The organism is Streptomyces sp. NBC_00212, from assembly GCF_045206365.1.
GTDB lineage: Bacteria > Actinomycetota > Actinomycetes > Streptomycetales > Streptomycetaceae > Streptomyces.
Map to the genome: position 1 here is coordinate 3,892,757 of NZ_CP108115.1, position 15,589 is coordinate 3,908,345.

The window sequence follows — 15,589 nt, forward strand, 5'->3', positions numbered from 1 at the left end:
TCCGGGGCTATGTCCGGGCGGTCGAGGAGTACGGCAGCAGGGCCATCTCGCGGGCGTTCTTGATCGCTCGGGCCAGCGCGCGCTGCTGCTCGGCCGAGACCCGGGTGACCCGGCGGCTGCGGATCTTGCCGCGGTCGGAGATGAATTTCCGCAGCAGGTCGGTGTCCTTGTAGTCGATGTACGTGATGCCGTCGCGGTCCAGCGGGTTGGGCCGGGGCTTCGTAGCGGTGCGGGGTGGCTTGGGCACGGGTCAGACCTCCAGGAAGGCGTCGAAGGCGGGCGGCAGACGCTTCCAGGAGTCGCGGCCCGCGGCGTACTCGGCGTCGGTGAGCAGGCAGGAGTCGAGCAGCGCGGACAGGCCGTCGCGGTCGAGGCCCGGCGAGGTGAAGACCAGGTGCTGGCAGCAGTCGCCGTGCTCGGGGTGCCAGTCGAGGGCGGCCGCCGCTCTGCGCACCGGCGGGACCATCTCCCAGGCCGCGTCGGGAAGGGCGGCGAGCCAGGGGCCCGCGCTCTCGACACAGAGCCGCGCCGCCCGCGGCGTCCCAGGCGAGCAGCGTGTCGGGCCGGTCGGCGAGCCAGAACCGCCCCCGGCTGCGGGCGGCCGCACAGCACAGGTCCTCCAACGCCTCGTACAGGCGCCCGGGGTGGAAGGGGCGGGTGCGGTGCCAGACGTACGTACCGACGCCGGCGTCGTCCGCGTCCTGCGGCAGCAGCGCGCACGCCGGATGCTGGCGGGCGGCAGCCGCCTCCACGTCGAATCCGGCAAGGGAGGCTTCTGCCAACTCCCCTGATTCATAAGGGATGTGACGGGCTGTCGGGTGCAGCTGGGCCAGCAGTGCGCGGTCCTCGTCGTCGGCCTCTCCCTCATCCACGATCGCGAGGACCGGGGCGTACTCCAGTTGGCGGGCCCAGGTGTCGGCGACCGTGCGCCGGTCGGAGGCCGCCGCGGCGAGCCCGACGTCGGCGAGGTCGTCGCCGTTGCCGAGGCAGGGCAGCAGGAGGGCGGGGTCGACGGCGGTGATGACGGAGGTGACGGTCAGCAACCCGCCCTGGGCGTCGATGACTTCGGCCATGGCCTTCGGCTCGACCGAGTCCCACAGTTCGACGATGGCGAGCCGGGTGGAGCCGCCGTCCGCGAGGCGCACGAGTTCGGGGACCAGGTCCTCGCGCAGGGCGCAGCACGCGCAGTCGTCGACCAGCGGGGCCTCGCCCTCGTCCCGTACGCCCAGGGTGTCGCGGACCGTGCGGCGGACCGTTCCCTTCGCGGCGGCGCCCGCCAGGTCGTGGTGGAGGGCGATGCTGCCGGGGACGGCGCGCAGCAGCCGCTCCACCACGGCCCGGCGGGCGTCGGCGTGCAGCCCGCCGACGATCGCGACGGGCAGCTTCTGACCGGTCATGCGGCGCCGGACCGCCGCTCGGAGCCGTCCTGGCGCCCGGACCCGTACCGGCGCTCGAAGCGCTCGACCCGGCCCGCCGTGTCCATCACGCGCGCGTTGCCCGTGTAGAAGGGGTGGCTCCGGTCGGAGATTTCGACGTCGACGACGGGGTAGACGTCGCCGTCCTCCCACTCGATGCGCTTCGCCGCGCTCGACGCCAGCGTGGAGCGGGTCAGGAAGGCGTGCCCGGCCGCCTTGTCGCGGAAGACGACGGGTCCGTACTCGGGGTGGATCGAAGGCTTCATCGCTGTTCAGCGCTCCTCTCGGAAGTCGACGTGGCGGCCGGCCACGGGGTCGTACTTGCGGATGGTCATGCGGTCGGGGTCGTTCCGCCGGTTCTTGCGGGTCACGTACGTGTACCCGGTGCCCGCCGTGGAGCGGAGCTTGATGACCGGACGGAGTTCGTTGCGAGCCATGCCCCCGAGTATATGGAAATGGTTTTCATTTGCAAGAGGGGTTAGGGTGGCCCCGGCCTCCCTGGCCCATCGCCCCCCATCCCTGCCTCCGAGAGGAACGACCATGTCCGCCCGCTGCCGGCTGACCGGCGCCGAACCCGGTTTCGGCAACCGCATCTCGCACTCCCACCGGCGTACGTCCCGCCGCTTCGACCCGAACGTCCAGCGCAAGCGGTACTGGCTGCCCAGCGAGGGCCGGTACGTGCGGCTCGTGCTCAGCGCCAGGGCCATCAAGACCGTCGACACCATCGGCATCGAGGCCGCCGTGGCCCGGATCCGTGGCCGTGGGGTGAAGGTCTGATGGCGAAGAAGAGCAAGATCGCCAAGAATGAGAAGCGGAAGCTGGTCGTCGCCCGGTACGCCGCACGGCGGGCCGTGCTGACCGCGATCATCCGCAGCACGTCCGCGAGCGAGGACGAACGGGCCGCCGCACGCCTGGAGTTGGGCCGCCAGCCGCGGGACGCGAGCGCCACCCGGGTGCGCAATCGCGATGCCGTGGACGGCCGGCCGCGCGGACACTTCCGTAAATTCGGTCTTTCGCGGGTGCGGCTGAGGCAGGAGGCGCATGCCGGATTCCTGCCGGGGGTGCGCAAATCCTCCTGGTAGGCGGCGCCGGTCCGGCTGGTAGCTTGCTGCGGTCCCAAACACCGTTCACAGGGGGAAGACAGCCGTGCACAGGCACATACGTACCGCGGGATTCGCCGCCGCCGGGCTCTCGGTCGCGCTCGTTCTGACCGGCTGCGGCAGCAGCAAGAGCGACGACAAGCCGGCCGCCACGTCGCCGTCCGGCTCGGACAGCTCCTCGTCGGCGCCGGGCGGCGACGGCACTCCGGCCAAGTCCAGTGACCTGCAAGGGAGTTGGACCGCGACGAGCGGCGGCAAGACCGTCACCATGGCCATCGCGGACAAGGGCGTGGCCCTGCTCTCCCCGCACGTGTGCTCCGGCACCGTCGCCGAGAACTCGGGCATGACCATGCTCACCCTGAAGTGCGCGGACGGGAACACCGAGCGCACCCAGGGCATGGCCACGGTCAAGGGCGGCGCCCTTGAGGTCAAGTGGGAGGGCGGCGGGACGGACTCCTTCGCCCGGGGCAAGGCGGGCTCGCTCCCGACCGGCCTCCCGACGGCCGGCCTTCCGACCCCGTAACGCCGAGAGTGCCCAACTCCCTTATGGCTTAGGGGTGTTGGGCACAGTCAGGGCATCGGTCAGGTCGTCGAGGCAGTGCACGACCAGGCCGGCTCCCCTGCGCACCACGCGGTCGGGCACGCCCTCGCCGTCCCAGGCGGCCAGGGCCTGCTCGACCCCCTCCCACCGCGGCACCCGCCGCTCGCGCACCGCCTTCGCTCCCTGCTCGGTGGCCTCCCGCAGCGCCTCGGCGAGCTTCGCGGCGGCCGGCACCGGGACCGCGTCCCGGTCCGGCAGATGTGCCTCCATCAGCATGGCCGTGCGCCCCAGCTGGCTGAGCGCGTGGGCGGCCTCCTCGGCCGCCGAACGCGAAAGGCCCCGGTGCCGCACCGGCTCGTGGGTGGCCTTGTCGAGCGCCTCCTGCCAGGCGATGCGGGCCGCGCGCGTATCCAGGAGCGCCTGGCGGATCTCGCCGGAGCCGCGCCCGGGATCGGCGTAGTGGGCGACGACTGCGGAGGCGTAACGACCGTTCGCGGCAAGCCAGTCGGCGAGCCGGGTGCGCAGGCGCGGCGTCTCCCAGGCCGGGTAGACGGCGTACGAGATCATCGCGAGCGCCCCGCCGAGCAGCGTCAGGAACACCCGGTCGGGCACGGTCTGGGTCCACTGGAGGCCGCCCATGCCGAGCAGGAACACGACGTACGCGGAGACGCAGCCGCTCAGCACCGCATAGCCCGTACGCATCAGCAAGTACGCCAGGAACGCGCAGGTCACCGCGATGGCGGCGGACAGGCCGGTGTCGGGGTGGGTGAGCTGGACGATGCCGGTGGCGAGCGCGACGCCGACGAGGGTGCCGCCGAACCGGGCGACCGCGCGGGCGTAGGTGAGCGAGAAGTCGGGGCGCATCACCATCACGGACGCCATCGGCGCCCAGTAGCCGTGGCCGAACGGCAGGACGTGGCCGAGCAGATAGCCCGCCGTCGCCACCGCGCAGACCCGTACCGCGTGCCGGAACACCGGGGAGCGGCGGCGGCCCAGCTCGTCGCGCATGGTGCGCAGGGCGACCGGCACCAGGCGGAGCAGGGTGGGCCGCAGGAGCGGTTCCGCTCCCCCGCCGGTGCCGCTGCCCTGGGCGGTTTCGACGACGTCCGCGAGCAGCGCGGTGAGCCGGGCGGCGGCCCGGCGGGCGGGGCCGGTGAGGATGGCACCGGTGTCGGGGGTGGCGAGCGCGGCCTCGGCGGCGGGCGGGACGACGGGGGCCTCGCCGTGCCGGATGGCCCGGGCGGCGGCGTCGAGGACGGTGCCCGCGGCGGCCAGCAACTCCCGTACCCGGTGGCGTTCGTCGCCCTCGGCGGGCACGCCGAGCGCGGGGTCGGCGAGCGAGGCGAGCACCGGCCGGATCCGCTCGGCGACGCCCCGGGCGCCGTGCAGTTCGGCGGGCCGGCGGCGGGCCTCGCGCGGGGTGACGGCGGCGGCGAGCCGGGCGGTCATCAGGGGCTCCGGGTCGAAGGAGGCGACCGGGTCGTGCCGCAGCCGCCGCGCGTAATCGGCCTCGGCGGCCAGTGCGTCGGCGAGCGCGTCGCGCTGGGCGCCCCATCTGCGGATCGGGAAAAGGACGACGAGGGCGGCTTGGACGACCCCGCCGAACGCGATCATCCCGGCGTGGCCGGCGGCGTCGACGAGCGAGCTCGGCAGGGTGACGGTGACCAGCATGATCGCCACGTTCGACGAGGCGATCACCCCGACGGTCGGGCCGACGGCCCAGGCGAGACCGGCCAGGAAGGTCCACAGCGCGAGCAGGACGAGAAAGAACGGCGAATGCGTGCCGACGAGGTATCCGAGAAAGGTCGAGATCGCGAGCGAGAGGCCCGAGGCGAGGGCGAGCACGGGCCTCGGGCGCCAGCTGCGCTGGTACGTGGCGATGGCCCCCTGGAACGCGCCGAACGCGGAGCTCGCGGCGACGGAGGGGCCGAAGAGGCTGAGGCTGATGCCGACGACGATGGCGAGTCCTGCCGCGCCGCGCAGGGCGACGAGCGGTTCGAGCCGCCGCCGCTCGACCTTCAGCCCCGAGCGGGCGGTCTCCCTCAGCGCCCGAAGCCAGCTCATGAGCCCGAGCGTAGCCGGAAGTGGGATGAGCCAGGCATTTTGGCTCCGCCGGGGGGTGTGCGGCGAGGCAGGGTGGCGCTGGGGCTCCGCCCCGGCCCCCGGGAGGCCCCTCCCCGCCTCTTCCCGCCCCTTCCCGCTGTGACACTCTGCGGCTCCGCCGCGTGGCCTCCGGGGGTGGGGGTGCGGCTTGGCGGGGTGTGCTGGGGCTCTGCCCCAGACCCCGTGGGCCCCTCCCCGCCCCTTCCCTAGACCCTCCGGGGGTGGGTGGGGTTCGGCTGCGGACCGTGAGTGGCTGGTCGCGCCCACGCGGCGGAGCCGCATATGTCACAGCCCCGCGCCCCTAGCAGCGTTGATCCTGGCGGGGTCGGCATCTTCAGCCTGTCCGGCGTTTGAGGACGAGCGCCCTTAAGGCGCGAACGGGGGTCCGGGGGCGGAGCCCCCGGAAGGGGTGCAGGGGACGGAGTCCCCGCAAGGGTCTGGGGCGCAGCCCCAGGGCTCAGCTCATCCAACCCCGCGCAACGGGCGGGAGGTGGGCGAACTCCCCGGGGGTGCAGGGGGCAGAGCCCCCGCAAGGGGGCTGGGGGCGCAGCCCCCAGAAGCAGAACCAACCAACCCCTTGCACGGGCGGGCGGGTGGGCAAACTCTCCCGGGGTCTGGGGCGGAGCCCCAGGCAGGGGCCCGGGGGGGCTCCGCCCCGGTCAGGGCGCTGGGGGCAGCCCGGGTGTGGCGCCTCGGTGGGCGCGGTCCGCTGCTGCGCGGCCGTCCCGCCAGCCCGACTCGTCCGACGCGCCCCTCACCCGCGTCGACACCGTCCGGGGGAACATCTCCTGCGCCCGCCCCTCGACCGCCACCGCCCGCGTCGCCAGGACCGGAAGCAGCGAGCTCCCGAACTCCGCCTCCACATCGCGGGCGGTCGCCGCGAGCAGATCGCCAAGCCGCCCCGCGTACGCGAGCAGGAAGGACTGGCGGAACGTCTTCGTGCGCTTGCGGCCACCCGCCCGCTGCGCGGCCTCCGCCTTCGTCATCGCTACCGTGCCCTGCACCAGGAGCGAGGTGTGGAGGAGCTCCACCGCCTCCAGGTCGCCCTCGAATCCGACCACCGTCGAGAAGCCGAGCTCCGCGTTCCACACGGCCCGGCAGTGGTTCGCGGACGCGACCGCGTCGAGCAGGATCGCCTTGGCCGTCTCGTACGGCGCGTCCACCCCGATCCGGCAGGCCCCCGGCACCTCGCCGCCCGGCCCGCGCCCCGCGAGCAGCGCCTCGTCCACGCTGTGCCGCGCCATCAGCTCCTGCGCCTTGGCGCTGAGCGCCTCCGCCTCCTCGGGGAACCCGGTCGCCTCGGCCTTCGCGAGCAGCGCCCGGATGCGGGCCAGCATCTTGGGTTCGCCGTGCACCGGCGGCCCGAGCAGCGGCGCCCCCGGCGCGGGCCCGGCCGGTTCGATCGCGGGCAGCGCTAGCAGCAGCCGGTAGAGCTCAAGGACGGCGGTGGCGTACGAGAACCGGTCCGACCGCCACGCCTCGCCGGGCAGCTCGTCCAGCTGCCCCTGCCACCGCGCGGGCAGCCGCTCGTAACGCCCGAGCTCGTCGCGGATGAGCCCGCTCAGGATGCGTACGTGCGGCTCGTCCAGGTCACGCCGTACGATCCGGGCGACATCGGCGGGCTGCCAGCCCCGGTCCCAGGCGCGCCGCACGAACTCCCGCCCCCGCAGGGCGAGTTCGGCATCCGCGTCCGGTGCGGCGGCGAGCAGCGAGGCGCCGGTGTCGAGGGCCGCGTCGCCCTCGATGTAGAGCGCCGCCGCGAACGCGCGGTCCACGGCCTCCATCACCGCGCCCCGGGTCCGTACGGCCGGGTCACCGCGGCGTGCCGCACTGCCATGGAACTGTCTCCTCACGAATGACGAATGACGAGCCCGCCCGCACCACATCCGCGCGCCTCGCCCCTGATCGTCCCAGGAATCGAACGGAACCACGAAACGCGGGCCGCGCCCGCGTCGCCCACAGCCTGTGGACAATTTCCCGGCGCGCCGACCCCGCGATCGGGGGCGCCCGGTGAAACCGTCTGGCGGTGCGGAACGTCCAGAAGGTGCCCGGCCCGCACGAGATCCACCCGGGTTCCATCCGGGTTCCATCCGGGTTCCATCCGGGTTCCATCCGCGTTCCGCTTGAGACCGGGCCCGCTGGGCATCCGAACGGACAACGAACGAAAGGACCGCCGTGTTGCGCCTGCGTACCGCCCCCATGGCCGCGATCGCCGTCATCGCCGCCGGCCTGACCCTGACCGCCTGCGGCAGCGACAACGGCGGCTCCGGCAAGGTCGCCACCGACACCCCGAGCAGCACCGCCCCCGGCAGCACCGGCGCCGCGTCCTCCTCCACCGGCGGCGACGGCGGCCGCACCATGGCCCCCTCCGGCGGCAGCACCGGCGGGGGCACGGACGCGGGGACCGGAACGGATGCCGGCGCCGGCCACTGCCTGACCTCTCAGCTCGCCTTCGCCGTCGCCCCGGGCAGCGGCGCCCAGTCGCAGGGTTCGCAGGGCGCCGTCACCATCACCCTCACCAACAAGGGCGCCAAGTCCTGTGTGATGAAGGGCTATCCGGGGGTCGACCTGGTCGGCGGTCCGACCAGGTGGCCGCTCACGCGCGGCACCGCCGAGACCCCGAAGACGGTCACGGTACGGCCGAACGCCACGACCACCTTCAACATCTTCTACCTGCCGTTCAACAAGGGCGACGGGCAGGAGTTCAAGCCGAAGGGCATCGTGATCACCCCGCCGGACGAGACCCACTCCCACACCCTGCCCTGGGAATTCTCCTCGGTCCTGCTCCAGGACGGGGCCACCCACCCGGGCACCTACATCAGCCCGGTCGGCTCCAAGTAGCCTACGGATACGGCGAGTTGACGCCTCACAGGCCCGCGCCCGTGAGGCGGTTGGCGAAGGTGGACATCGTGTAGGTGCCGATGCCGAGGACCACTTCGAGGGCGTTCTGCTCGGTGTACCCGTACGACAGGAAGTCCTTGACGGTCTCGTCCTCGACGCCGCCCGCCTTCGCCAGGACCGCGAGCGTGAAGCGGCGTACGGCATCGAGCTTCGGGTCGGCGAGGGGGCGCTGCTCGTGCAGGGCGCCCACCAGGTCCTCGTCGGCGCCCAGCTCGCGCAGCTTGCCGGTGTGCATGGCCACGCAGACGTGGCACTCGTTGCGGGCGGCCACCGTCATGATGACGACCTCGCGCGCGACCGGCTCCAGGGTGGTCTGCTCGAAGATCCCGCTCAGCTTGAGGAAGCCGTCCAGGAGGTGCGGGGAGGTGGCGAGCCGCGCGACCGGCGGGGTGAGCCGGCCCAGGTGGCGGATGGTCATCTCCATCGACTTGCGCGAGGCGGCCGGGGCCGATTCCAGGGTGTGCTCGGTGAACATCGGGTGACTCCACTTTCCGTACGGCCCGGATCAGGCCCGGGCCCTAGAATGGACAACGTGGTTGACGAAAAAAAGGTAAACCAGGTTGTCGATTCACGCAACGTCCCCCCCGGGGCCGCGGGCCGTCCCGACGCGCCCGGATACGAGCTCCCCCTGCTCCTCCTCGCCGGGTTCCGCTCGCTCATCGACCGGCTGCACGCCGAGCTCGCGCGCCAGGGGCACCCGGACATCCGGCCCGCGCACGGCTTCGCGCTCCAGGCCATCGGCCTGCCCGGGTCGACCGCCAGCGAGATCGGGCGGCGGCTCGGCGTCTCCAAGCAGGCGGCCGGCAAGACCGTCGATCGCCTCATCGCGCTTGGCTACGCGGAGCGCGCCGACGACCCCGGAGACGCCCGCCGCAAACTGGTCCGGCTCACCCCGCACGGCCTGGACGCGCTCGCCCGGTCGGCGGCCATCTTCGATGACCTGCGGGCGAGTTGGGCCGACACGCTGGGCCGCGACCGGCTGCGCGAACTCGAAGCCTCGCTGCGCACCGCCGTGCCCCCGGAGGCCTTCCGGCTCGACGCGTCCAGCTGGCTGGGCAGTTGAACGCGGGTCTTGCTTCGAGCGCACACGAGCAGGCTTTGATGGCCCCATGAAGTACACACAGCTCGGACGCACCGGACTCCAGGTCAGCCGTCTCGTCCTCGGCACGATGAACTTCGGCAGCGAGACCGACGAGGCCGCGAGCCACGCCATCATGGACACCGCCCTGGACGCGGGCATCAACTTCTTCGACACCGCCGACATCTACGGCGTGGACGAGGAGAAGGGGCTCACCGAGAAGATCCTCGGCTCCTGGTTCGCCAAGGGCGGCGACCGGCGCGACAAGGTCGTCCTCGCCACCAAGATGTACGGCGACATGACGCAGGGCAAGCCCTGGAACACCCCGTCCTGGCCCAACCACAGCAAGCTGTCGGCGGTCAACATCCGCCGCTCCGTCGAGGCCTCGCTCAAGCGGCTCGGCACGGACCACATCGACGTCTACCAGTTCCACCACGTCGACCGGGCCACCCCGTTCGAGGAGATCTGGCAGGCGATCGACGTCCTGATCACCCAGGGCAAGATCCTCTACGCCGGCTCGTCCAACTTCGCCGGCTACAAGATCGCCCAGGCCAACGAGACCGCCGCCCGCACCGGACGCCTCGGCCTGGTCAGCGAGCAGTGCCTCTACAACCTCGTCGAACGCCGCGCCGAGATGGAGGTCATCCCGGCCGCCCAGGAGTACGGGCTCGGCGTCATCCCCTGGTCCCCGCTGCACATGGGCCTGCTCGGCGGTGCGCTGCGCAAGGAGCGCGAGGGCACCGGCTCGCGCACCACCAAGGGCGGCCGCTCGGCGATGGGCCTGGCCGACCCGGTCGTACGGGCGCGGGTCCAGGCGTACGAGGACCTGCTCGCCAAGCACGAGCTCGAACCCGGCGAGGTGGCGCTGGCCTGGCTGCTCTCGCGGCCCGGCGTGACCGGCCCCATCGTCGGCCCGCGCACCCCCGAGCACCTCGAATCGGCGCTGCGCGCCGTGGAGTTGGAGCTGAGCGAGGAGCTGCTCGGCGCGCTCGACGAGATCTTCCCGGGTCCTGGCCCCTCCCCGGAGGCCTTCGCCTGGTAGTCACCTACGCCGACGGGCCGGTCCGGGTCAGGAAGTCCCGGCCCGGCCCCTTGCCTTGAGCGCGCTCGAAGACGTTGGCTTGATTCCCATGAAGTACACGCAGCTCGGACGCACGGGTCTCCAGGTGAGCAGGATCGTCCTGGGGACGATGAACTTCGGACCACAGACCGACGAGGCCGCAAGCCACGCGATCATGGATGCCGCGCTCGGCGCGGGCATCAACTTCTTCGACACCGCCAACGCGTACGGCTGGGCCGAGAACAAGGGCCGTACCGAGGAGATCATCGGCAGCTGGTTCGCCCAGGGCGGCGACCGGCGCGACAAGACCGTCCTCGCCACCAAGATGTACGCCAACATGGGCGTCGACGAGCCCTGGCCCAACCACCACAAGCTGTCGGCGGTCAACATCCGCCGCTCTGTCGAGGCCTCGCTCAGGCGCCTCGGCACCGACTACATCGACGTCTACCAGTTCCACCACATCGACCGCCTGACCCCCTTCGAGGAGATCTGGCAGGCCATCGACGTCCTGATCACCCAGGGCAAGATCCTCTACGCCGGCTCGTCCAACTTCCCCGGCTACAAGATCGCCCAGGCCAACGAGACCGCCGCCCGTACCGGACGCCTCGGCCTGGTCAGCGAGCAGTGCCTCTACAACCTCGCCGAGCGCCGCGCCGAGATGGAGGTCATCCCGGCGGCGGTGGACTACGGGCTCGGGGTCATCCCCTGGTCGCCGCTGCACGGCGGCATGCTCGGCGGCATCCTGCGCAAGGAGCGCGAGGGCTCGGGTTCGCGCTCCCAGGGCGGCATCGCGGTCCAGACCCTCGCGAAGCCGGGCGTGCGGGAGCGGGTCCAGGCGTACGAGGACCTCGTCGCCAAGCACGACCTCGACCCCGCCGACGTGGCGCTCGCCTGGCTGCTCACCCGGCCGGGCGTCGCGGGCCCGATCGTCGGCCCGCGCACGGCGGACCAGCTGGGCGCGGCGCTGCGGGCGGTCGAACTCGACCTGTCGGAGGAGTTCCTGACCGCGCTCGACGACATCTTCCCGGGCCCCGGGCCGTCGCCGGAGGCCTTCGCCTGGTAGGTCCGTAGGGTCTCGCAGGCGGTACGCGCCCGATGGTGCGTACGCGTTGGGGCGGGGGCGGTCAGCCGACGGCGGCCGCCACCGCCACGACGACGAACATCAGCACGAGCACACCGGCCATGATCCGGTTCCTGGTCTTCGGGTCCACCCCTTGAGCCTAACGGGCCCCGCCGAGCGGCCAGTGGGCGACCGCCTCGTAGCGGGGCCGCTCGCCGGGGGTGCCACCGCTCGGGAGGCTGCTGCGGATCAGCGCCAACTCGCTGACCTGCCACGGGCTGCCCTCGAACGCGGCGAGCCCGTCGACGTACGGCTTGAGGTCCATCGGCGTGCGGGATCTCGCCAGGGTGAGGTGCGGCACATAGCGGCGGTGCTGGTCCATCGGGATGCCGGAGCGGCGGGCGGCGGCGTCCGCGCGTTCGGCGAGCAGCCGCAGCTGATCGAGGCCGCCCGCGACGCCGGCCCACAGGGCGCGCCCGTCGAAGCGGCCGCCGCCGTGCAGCCGCAGCGTGAACGGGTCGGTGCGGCGGGCCGCCCTGCGCAGCCGCTCGTGCAGCTCCTCAAGGACCGCCTCGTCGGTCTCGCCCATGAAGGCGAGGGTGAGGTGCCAGCCCTCGCGTCCGGTCCAGCGCAGCCCTTGCACGTCGGACAGGGAGTCCAACTGCCTTACTGTGCGGCCGAGTTCATCGATGGCCGACGCTGGGGGAAGTACGGCGGCGAAGAGGCGCATGGGGACAGTCAATCAAGATCGGCCCCCTGTGCGGAGCCGCCGAAGGGGCGGGCGTAGGATCCCGTCGCTCGTTTCTGCGGGGCCCGGGCCCCGGCTTCCCTGGGGGGAAAACATCCATGCGGCTGACCATCCGCACTGCTTTGGCGACGGCTGCCGCCGTCGTGGGGTTCACCGCGACCGCGGTCGCCCCGGCCGACGCCTCCGTCGGCTTCGACCACTGCCCGGTGGGCAAGTTCTGCGTCTTCGACCATGCCGACAACCAGGCCCCGATGGACGCGTACGCCGGTCCGCAGGCCTCCGCCGAGCCGTGGGACGACGAGGCGCCGGCCGTCTACAACCGCTCCGGCGGCGACTTCTCCTGCATGTGGAGCCCGGCCGAGTTCCAGTACCTGGACCCGGGCCGCGACATGTACGTGCGCGACCCGGGCATAGGCACCGCCCCGCCGAAGCCCGCCCCGCCGCACGGCGCGAAGCCCCGCAAGGACGAGAACAGTTCGTTCCGCTGGGGCCGGACGCTGCGCGAGTGCCAGTCGGGCAAGGAGTACTCGGACTGGAACTCCGGCGACGGCGAAGACGCGAAGGCGCTGCCCTTCGGCGACCTCAACGGCGACGGCCAGGCCGACCTCCTCCAGCGCAACTGGAACGGCAGCCTCTACTTCCTGGACGGCGACGGGAACGGCACCTACCTCGGCCGCGGCTGGAACGGCATGACGCTGGCCCGGCACGGCGACCTCACCGGCGACGGCAAGGAGGACCTGCTCGCCCGGGACAAGGCCGGCGTGCTGTGGCTGTACCCGGGCACGGGCGACGGCCGCCTCGGCAAGCGTTCGCGCGTGGGCGCCGGCTGGTCCGGCATGCGGCGCTTCGCGCCGGTGGGCGACCTCGACGGAGACGGGCGCGACGACCTCATGGCCCTCGACAAGTCCGGGCACGCCTGGCTGTACCCGGGCAACGGCCACGGCGGCTTCGGCCACCGCAGGAGCCTGGGCGCCGGCTGGGGCTCGGCCCTGACGTTCACCGGCACGGGCGACCTCGACGGAGACGGGCACGGCGACGTCGTCGCCAGCGACATGGCGGGCAGGTTGTGGCGCTACCCGGGCGACGGGCACGGCGGCTTCGGCCACCGGGTCCTGATCGGCAGCGGCGGCTGGCAGAAGTACCCGACGCTGCTGTGCGTCGGCGACGTACTGGACGACCTCGCCTGGAACGCGCCCGACCTGCTCGCCAAGTCGGACCGCGAGCTCACGACGTACCCGGGCACCGGCAAGGGCACCCTGGGCGACGGGCACGAGGACTGGAACTGGGCGATGAGCGACATCTTCTGAGTCCACATCTCCTGAGTTCGCATCTTCTGAGTTCGCATCTTCTGAGCCCGCCCACGCAGGCAGAACGGCCCGGCCCCCGCATGCGGGGGCCGGGCCGTTCACGTTCGGCGTGCCGTCAGGCGGCCGTCACCAGGGCGGGATTCCTCGGGACGAATTCGAGGTGCCGGTGACCGGGCCGTACGTCGACCTTCAGGCGCAGGTTGGCCGCGCGGGCCAGCATCAGGCCCACGCCGATCGCCGCCGCACCGCAGATGAGACCGCCGAGCGCGAGGCTGAGGCGGACGCCGTAGACGTCGGTCAGCCAGCCGAAGAGCGGGCCGCCCAGCGGGGTGCCGCCGGTGAAGACCATCATGAACAGGCTCATCACCCGGCCCCGCATCTCGGGGTCGGTGGCCATCTGCACCGAGGCGTTGGCGGTCACGTTCACCGTGAGGCCGAGGATGCCGACCGGGATGAGCAGCGCCATGAACACGCCGAGGTCGGGCGCCCCGGACGCGACGAGTTCGAGCACCGCGAACAGGAACGCCGCGAGCGCCAGCATCCGAAGGCGCGTGGAGGACCGCCGGGCCGCGAGCAGCGCGCCGATCAGCGAGCCGATCGCCATCAGGCTGTTGAACACGCCGTACATTCCGGAGCCGCCGTGGAAGACGTCGGAGGCGAACGCGCTCAGCCAGATGGGGAAGTTGAACCCGAAGGTGCCGACGAAGCCGACCAGGACGATCGGCCAGATCAGCTCGGGCCGCTCGGAGACGTACGCGAGGCCTTCCTTCAGCTGGCCCTTGCCGCGCGGGGCGAGCTTGGTCGGCTGGAGTTCCTTGGTCCGCATCAGCGTCAGCATGATCAGCGGGGCGGTGAAGGACAGGCCGTTGGCGAGGAACGCCCAGCCGGGTCCGACGGCCGCCATGACGGCGCCCGCGACGGCGGGGCCGACGAGCCGGGCGGACTGGAAGTTCGCCGAGTTGAGGCTGACCGCGTTGCGCACCCGGTCGGGCCCGACCATCTCGGAGACGAACGACTGCCGGGTCGGGTTGTCGACGACGGTGACCAGGCCCGTGAAGAAGGCCGTCAGGTAGACGTGCCACACCTGGACGTGCCCGGACAGGGTCATCACGGCGAGGAAGAGGCCGCCGAGGCCCATCGCCGCCTGCGTCACGAACAGGATGTTCCGCTTGGCGAACCGGTCGGCTATGACGCCGCCGTACAGGCCGAACAGGAGCATCGGCAGGAACTGCATGGCGGTGGTGATGCCCACCGCCACGGAGGAGCCGGTGATCGTCAGGACCAGCCAGTCCTGGGTGATCCGGGCCATCCAGGTGCCTATGTTGGACACGATGGCGCCGGAGAAGAACAGCCGGTAATTGCGTACCGCAAGCGAGGAGAACGTCCCCCCGCCGCGCTTGTTGTAGGTGGGGGTAGGTGCGGGGGCGGAGTCTGCTCCGGATCCCGTACTCAAAAGGGCTCGCCTCCTAGTGATGCGCGTTTACAGGTGTGCGAGCTTCTCCAGGACCGGGGCGGCCGCGCGCAGCTTCGCCCATTCGTCCTCGTCCAGGCCTTCCGCGAGGGAAGCCAGCCAGGCGTTGCGCTTTCGGCGGCTCTCTTCGAGCATCGCCTCGGCCTCTTCGGTCTGGCTGACCACCTTCTGGCGGCGGTCATCGGGATGCGGCTCCAGCCGGACCAGTCCCTTCGCCTCAAGCAGGGCGACGATCCGGGTCATCGACGGCGGCTGTACGTGCTCTTTGCGGGCCAGCTCACCGGGGGTGGCCGAGCCGCAACGGGCCAGGGTGCCGAGCACCGACATCTCGGTCGGGCTGAGCGATTCGTCGACGCGCTGGTGCTTGAGGCGCCGGCCAAGACGCATGACGGCCGAGCGCAGGGAGTTCACGGCGGCGGCGTCCTCGCCACTGCCGTGGGACAGGTCAGACATGTTCGTTAGCATAACTCATTACTCTGGCTAAATACCACCGGGTTAAGCCCAGGTGTCCAGCGCCACACCGGTGACATCGCGCCACACTTCACCCGAACGAGTGAGACGCCTGCGAAAAGTGACGCGCGATGCCCCGGCGGGCGGCGACCCTCGCTCCATGGGGACCAGCGTGCTCAGCCTGCGGATAGACGGTGAGCTGCTCGAACGGCTCAGGCACCATGCCGCGAAACGCGGAATGAGCGTCCAGGACTATGTGGTCCGGACGCTCATTCGCGACGACTTCGACGAACGCTTCAACGCGGCGGTGGATGAGACGGAGAGGTTCTACGGCGCGGCGTGAACCGCCCCGCCG

The 15,589-nt window shown here is 72.0% G+C and carries 19 protein-coding genes and 1 pseudogene; 10 read left to right on the plus strand and 10 right to left on the minus strand.

The genetic code is table 11. The annotated features are described in order from the left end of the window. Nucleotides 1-7: 7 nt before the first annotated feature. From rpsR to rpmG, 4 genes and pseudogenes are all read right to left on the minus strand, one after another. A complete protein-coding gene (gene rpsR / locus OHA17_RS17710) occupies nt 8-247 on the minus strand; it encodes a 30S ribosomal protein S18 (protein ID WP_398877637.1) in 240 nt (79 codons plus the stop codon). A 3-nt stretch (nt 248-250) separates the two neighbouring features. Next, nucleotides 251-1,397 (minus strand): annotated as a pseudogene (locus OHA17_RS17715) (CobW family GTP-binding protein). Then, entirely contained in the window at nt 1,394-1,681 is a 288-nt protein-coding gene (locus tag OHA17_RS17720) for a type B 50S ribosomal protein L31 (RefSeq protein WP_406507419.1), read from the minus strand. The pseudogene OHA17_RS17715 and the gene OHA17_RS17720 overlap by 4 nt, the downstream one beginning before the upstream one ends. A 6-nt stretch (nt 1,682-1,687) precedes the next feature. Continuing rightward, nucleotides 1,688-1,852, minus strand: coding sequence for a 50S ribosomal protein L33 (gene rpmG / locus OHA17_RS17725; RefSeq protein ID WP_053724628.1), 165 nt, complete (start codon nt 1,850-1,852; stop codon nt 1,688-1,690). Nucleotides 1,853-1,955: 103 nt separating this feature from the next. On the opposite strand from rpmG, the gene rpmB reads away from it, so the two are divergent. From rpmB to OHA17_RS17740, 3 genes are all read left to right on the plus strand, one after another. Next, nucleotides 1,956-2,192 (plus strand): 50S ribosomal protein L28, encoded by a 237-nt coding sequence (rpmB, locus tag OHA17_RS17730; RefSeq protein ID WP_406507420.1) that lies wholly within the window; start codon nt 1,956-1,958, stop codon nt 2,190-2,192. Continuing rightward, entirely contained in the window at nt 2,192-2,497 is a 306-nt protein-coding gene (gene rpsN, locus OHA17_RS17735; RefSeq protein WP_398877629.1) for a 30S ribosomal protein S14, read from the plus strand. The genes rpmB and rpsN overlap by 1 nt, the downstream gene beginning before the upstream one ends. A 64-nt stretch (nt 2,498-2,561) precedes the next feature. Then, nucleotides 2,562-3,038: a hypothetical protein gene (locus OHA17_RS17740; protein ID WP_406507421.1), complete on the plus strand. Its 477-nt coding sequence runs from the start codon at nt 2,562-2,564 to the stop codon at nt 3,036-3,038. Nucleotides 3,039-3,059: 21 nt separating this feature from the next. On the opposite strand, the gene OHA17_RS17745 is transcribed toward OHA17_RS17740, so the two are convergent. Further along, nucleotides 3,060-5,120, minus strand: coding sequence for an FUSC family protein (locus tag OHA17_RS17745; RefSeq protein WP_406507422.1), 2,061 nt, complete (start codon nt 5,118-5,120; stop codon nt 3,060-3,062). Nucleotides 5,121-5,818: 698 nt separating this feature from the next. After that, entirely contained in the window at nt 5,819-6,943 is a 1,125-nt protein-coding gene (locus OHA17_RS17750) for a DUF2786 domain-containing protein (protein WP_406510746.1), read from the minus strand. A 391-nt stretch (nt 6,944-7,334) separates the two neighbouring features. Between OHA17_RS17750 and OHA17_RS17755 the strand changes: the two genes are divergently transcribed. After that, the gene (locus OHA17_RS17755) at nt 7,335-8,000 is read left to right on the plus strand and encodes a DUF4232 domain-containing protein (RefSeq protein ID WP_406507423.1); all 666 of its coding nucleotides are present in this window, start codon (nt 7,335-7,337) and stop codon (nt 7,998-8,000) included. Between the two features lie 25 nt (nt 8,001-8,025). On the opposite strand, the gene OHA17_RS17760 is transcribed toward OHA17_RS17755, so the two are convergent. After that, nucleotides 8,026-8,535 carry a carboxymuconolactone decarboxylase family protein gene (locus OHA17_RS17760; RefSeq protein WP_406507424.1) on the minus strand — a complete coding sequence of 170 codons (510 nt, stop codon included), beginning with the start codon at nt 8,533-8,535 and terminating at the stop codon, nt 8,026-8,028. A 48-nt stretch (nt 8,536-8,583) separates the two neighbouring features. Between OHA17_RS17760 and OHA17_RS17765 the strand changes: the two genes are divergently transcribed. The 4 genes from OHA17_RS17765 to OHA17_RS17780 all read left to right on the plus strand — a co-directional run bounded on the left by OHA17_RS17765 (nt 8,584) and on the right by OHA17_RS17780 (nt 11,416). Then, the gene (locus tag OHA17_RS17765) at nt 8,584-9,123 is read left to right on the plus strand and encodes a MarR family winged helix-turn-helix transcriptional regulator (RefSeq protein ID WP_406507425.1); all 540 of its coding nucleotides are present in this window, start codon (nt 8,584-8,586) and stop codon (nt 9,121-9,123) included. A 46-nt stretch (nt 9,124-9,169) separates the two neighbouring features. Beyond that, nucleotides 9,170-10,180 (plus strand): aldo/keto reductase, encoded by a 1,011-nt coding sequence (locus OHA17_RS17770; RefSeq protein ID WP_406507426.1) that lies wholly within the window; start codon nt 9,170-9,172, stop codon nt 10,178-10,180. 88 nt (nt 10,181-10,268) lie between these two features. Beyond that, nucleotides 10,269-11,261 carry an aldo/keto reductase gene (locus tag OHA17_RS17775; protein WP_406507427.1) on the plus strand — a complete coding sequence of 331 codons (993 nt, stop codon included), beginning with the start codon at nt 10,269-10,271 and terminating at the stop codon, nt 11,259-11,261. A 32-nt stretch (nt 11,262-11,293) separates the two neighbouring features. Continuing rightward, nucleotides 11,294-11,416, plus strand: coding sequence for a hypothetical protein (locus OHA17_RS17780; RefSeq protein WP_398877612.1), 123 nt, complete (start codon nt 11,294-11,296; stop codon nt 11,414-11,416). A gap of 2 nt (nt 11,417-11,418) precedes the next feature. On the opposite strand, the gene thpR is transcribed toward OHA17_RS17780, so the two are convergent. Beyond that, nucleotides 11,419-11,988: an RNA 2',3'-cyclic phosphodiesterase gene (gene thpR, locus OHA17_RS17785; protein ID WP_406507428.1), complete on the minus strand. Its 570-nt coding sequence runs from the start codon at nt 11,986-11,988 to the stop codon at nt 11,419-11,421. A gap of 116 nt (nt 11,989-12,104) precedes the next feature. On the opposite strand from thpR, the gene OHA17_RS17790 reads away from it, so the two are divergent. Then, on the plus strand, nt 12,105-13,313 hold the full coding sequence (locus OHA17_RS17790; RefSeq protein ID WP_406507429.1) for an FG-GAP repeat domain-containing protein: 1,209 nt from the start codon (nt 12,105-12,107) through the stop codon (nt 13,311-13,313). Between the two features lie 115 nt (nt 13,314-13,428). On the opposite strand, the gene OHA17_RS17795 is transcribed toward OHA17_RS17790, so the two are convergent. Both OHA17_RS17795 and OHA17_RS17800 read right to left on the minus strand, forming a co-directional pair. Beyond that, nucleotides 13,429-14,766 (minus strand): MFS transporter, encoded by a 1,338-nt coding sequence (locus tag OHA17_RS17795; RefSeq protein ID WP_406507430.1) that lies wholly within the window; start codon nt 14,764-14,766, stop codon nt 13,429-13,431. A 27-nt stretch (nt 14,767-14,793) separates the two neighbouring features. Then, entirely contained in the window at nt 14,794-15,237 is a 444-nt protein-coding gene (locus OHA17_RS17800) for a MarR family winged helix-turn-helix transcriptional regulator (protein ID WP_053724836.1), read from the minus strand. Between the two features lie 157 nt (nt 15,238-15,394). On the opposite strand from OHA17_RS17800, the gene OHA17_RS17805 reads away from it, so the two are divergent. Continuing rightward, nucleotides 15,395-15,577, plus strand: a complete 183-nt coding sequence (locus OHA17_RS17805) for a ribbon-helix-helix protein, CopG family (protein ID WP_053724844.1) — start codon at nt 15,395-15,397, stop codon at nt 15,575-15,577. The last annotated feature ends 12 nt before the right edge of the window (nt 15,578-15,589 follow it).

Coding starts and splice junctions, on each gene's coding strand:
- OHA17_RS17720 (WP_406507419.1), bottom strand. CDS start 1,681: ATGAAGCCTTCGATCCACCCCGAGTACGGACCCGTCGTCTTCCGCGAC.
- rpmG (WP_053724628.1), bottom strand. CDS start 1,852: ATGGCTCGCAACGAACTCCGTCCGGTCATCAAGCTCCGCTCCACGGCG.
- rpmB (WP_406507420.1), top strand. CDS start 1,956: ATGTCCGCCCGCTGCCGGCTGACCGGCGCCGAACCCGGTTTCGGCAAC.
- rpsN (WP_398877629.1), top strand. CDS start 2,192: ATGGCGAAGAAGAGCAAGATCGCCAAGAATGAGAAGCGGAAGCTGGTC.
- OHA17_RS17745 (WP_406507422.1), bottom strand. CDS start 5,120: ATGAGCTGGCTTCGGGCGCTGAGGGAGACCGCCCGCTCGGGGCTGAAG.
- OHA17_RS17750 (WP_406510746.1), bottom strand. CDS start 6,943: ATGGAGGCCGTGGACCGCGCGTTCGCGGCGGCGCTCTACATCGAGGGC.
- OHA17_RS17760 (WP_406507424.1), bottom strand. CDS start 8,535: ATGTTCACCGAGCACACCCTGGAATCGGCCCCGGCCGCCTCGCGCAAG.
- OHA17_RS17765 (WP_406507425.1), top strand. CDS start 8,584: ATGGACAACGTGGTTGACGAAAAAAAGGTAAACCAGGTTGTCGATTCA.
- OHA17_RS17770 (WP_406507426.1), top strand. CDS start 9,170: ATGAAGTACACACAGCTCGGACGCACCGGACTCCAGGTCAGCCGTCTC.
- OHA17_RS17775 (WP_406507427.1), top strand. CDS start 10,269: ATGAAGTACACGCAGCTCGGACGCACGGGTCTCCAGGTGAGCAGGATC.
- OHA17_RS17780 (WP_398877612.1), top strand. CDS start 11,294: ATGGTGCGTACGCGTTGGGGCGGGGGCGGTCAGCCGACGGCGGCCGCC.
- thpR (WP_406507428.1), bottom strand. CDS start 11,988: ATGCGCCTCTTCGCCGCCGTACTTCCCCCAGCGTCGGCCATCGATGAA.
- OHA17_RS17790 (WP_406507429.1), top strand. CDS start 12,105: ATGCGGCTGACCATCCGCACTGCTTTGGCGACGGCTGCCGCCGTCGTG.
- OHA17_RS17800 (WP_053724836.1), bottom strand. CDS start 15,237: ATGTCTGACCTGTCCCACGGCAGTGGCGAGGACGCCGCCGCCGTGAAC.
- OHA17_RS17805 (WP_053724844.1), top strand. CDS start 15,395: ATGGGGACCAGCGTGCTCAGCCTGCGGATAGACGGTGAGCTGCTCGAA.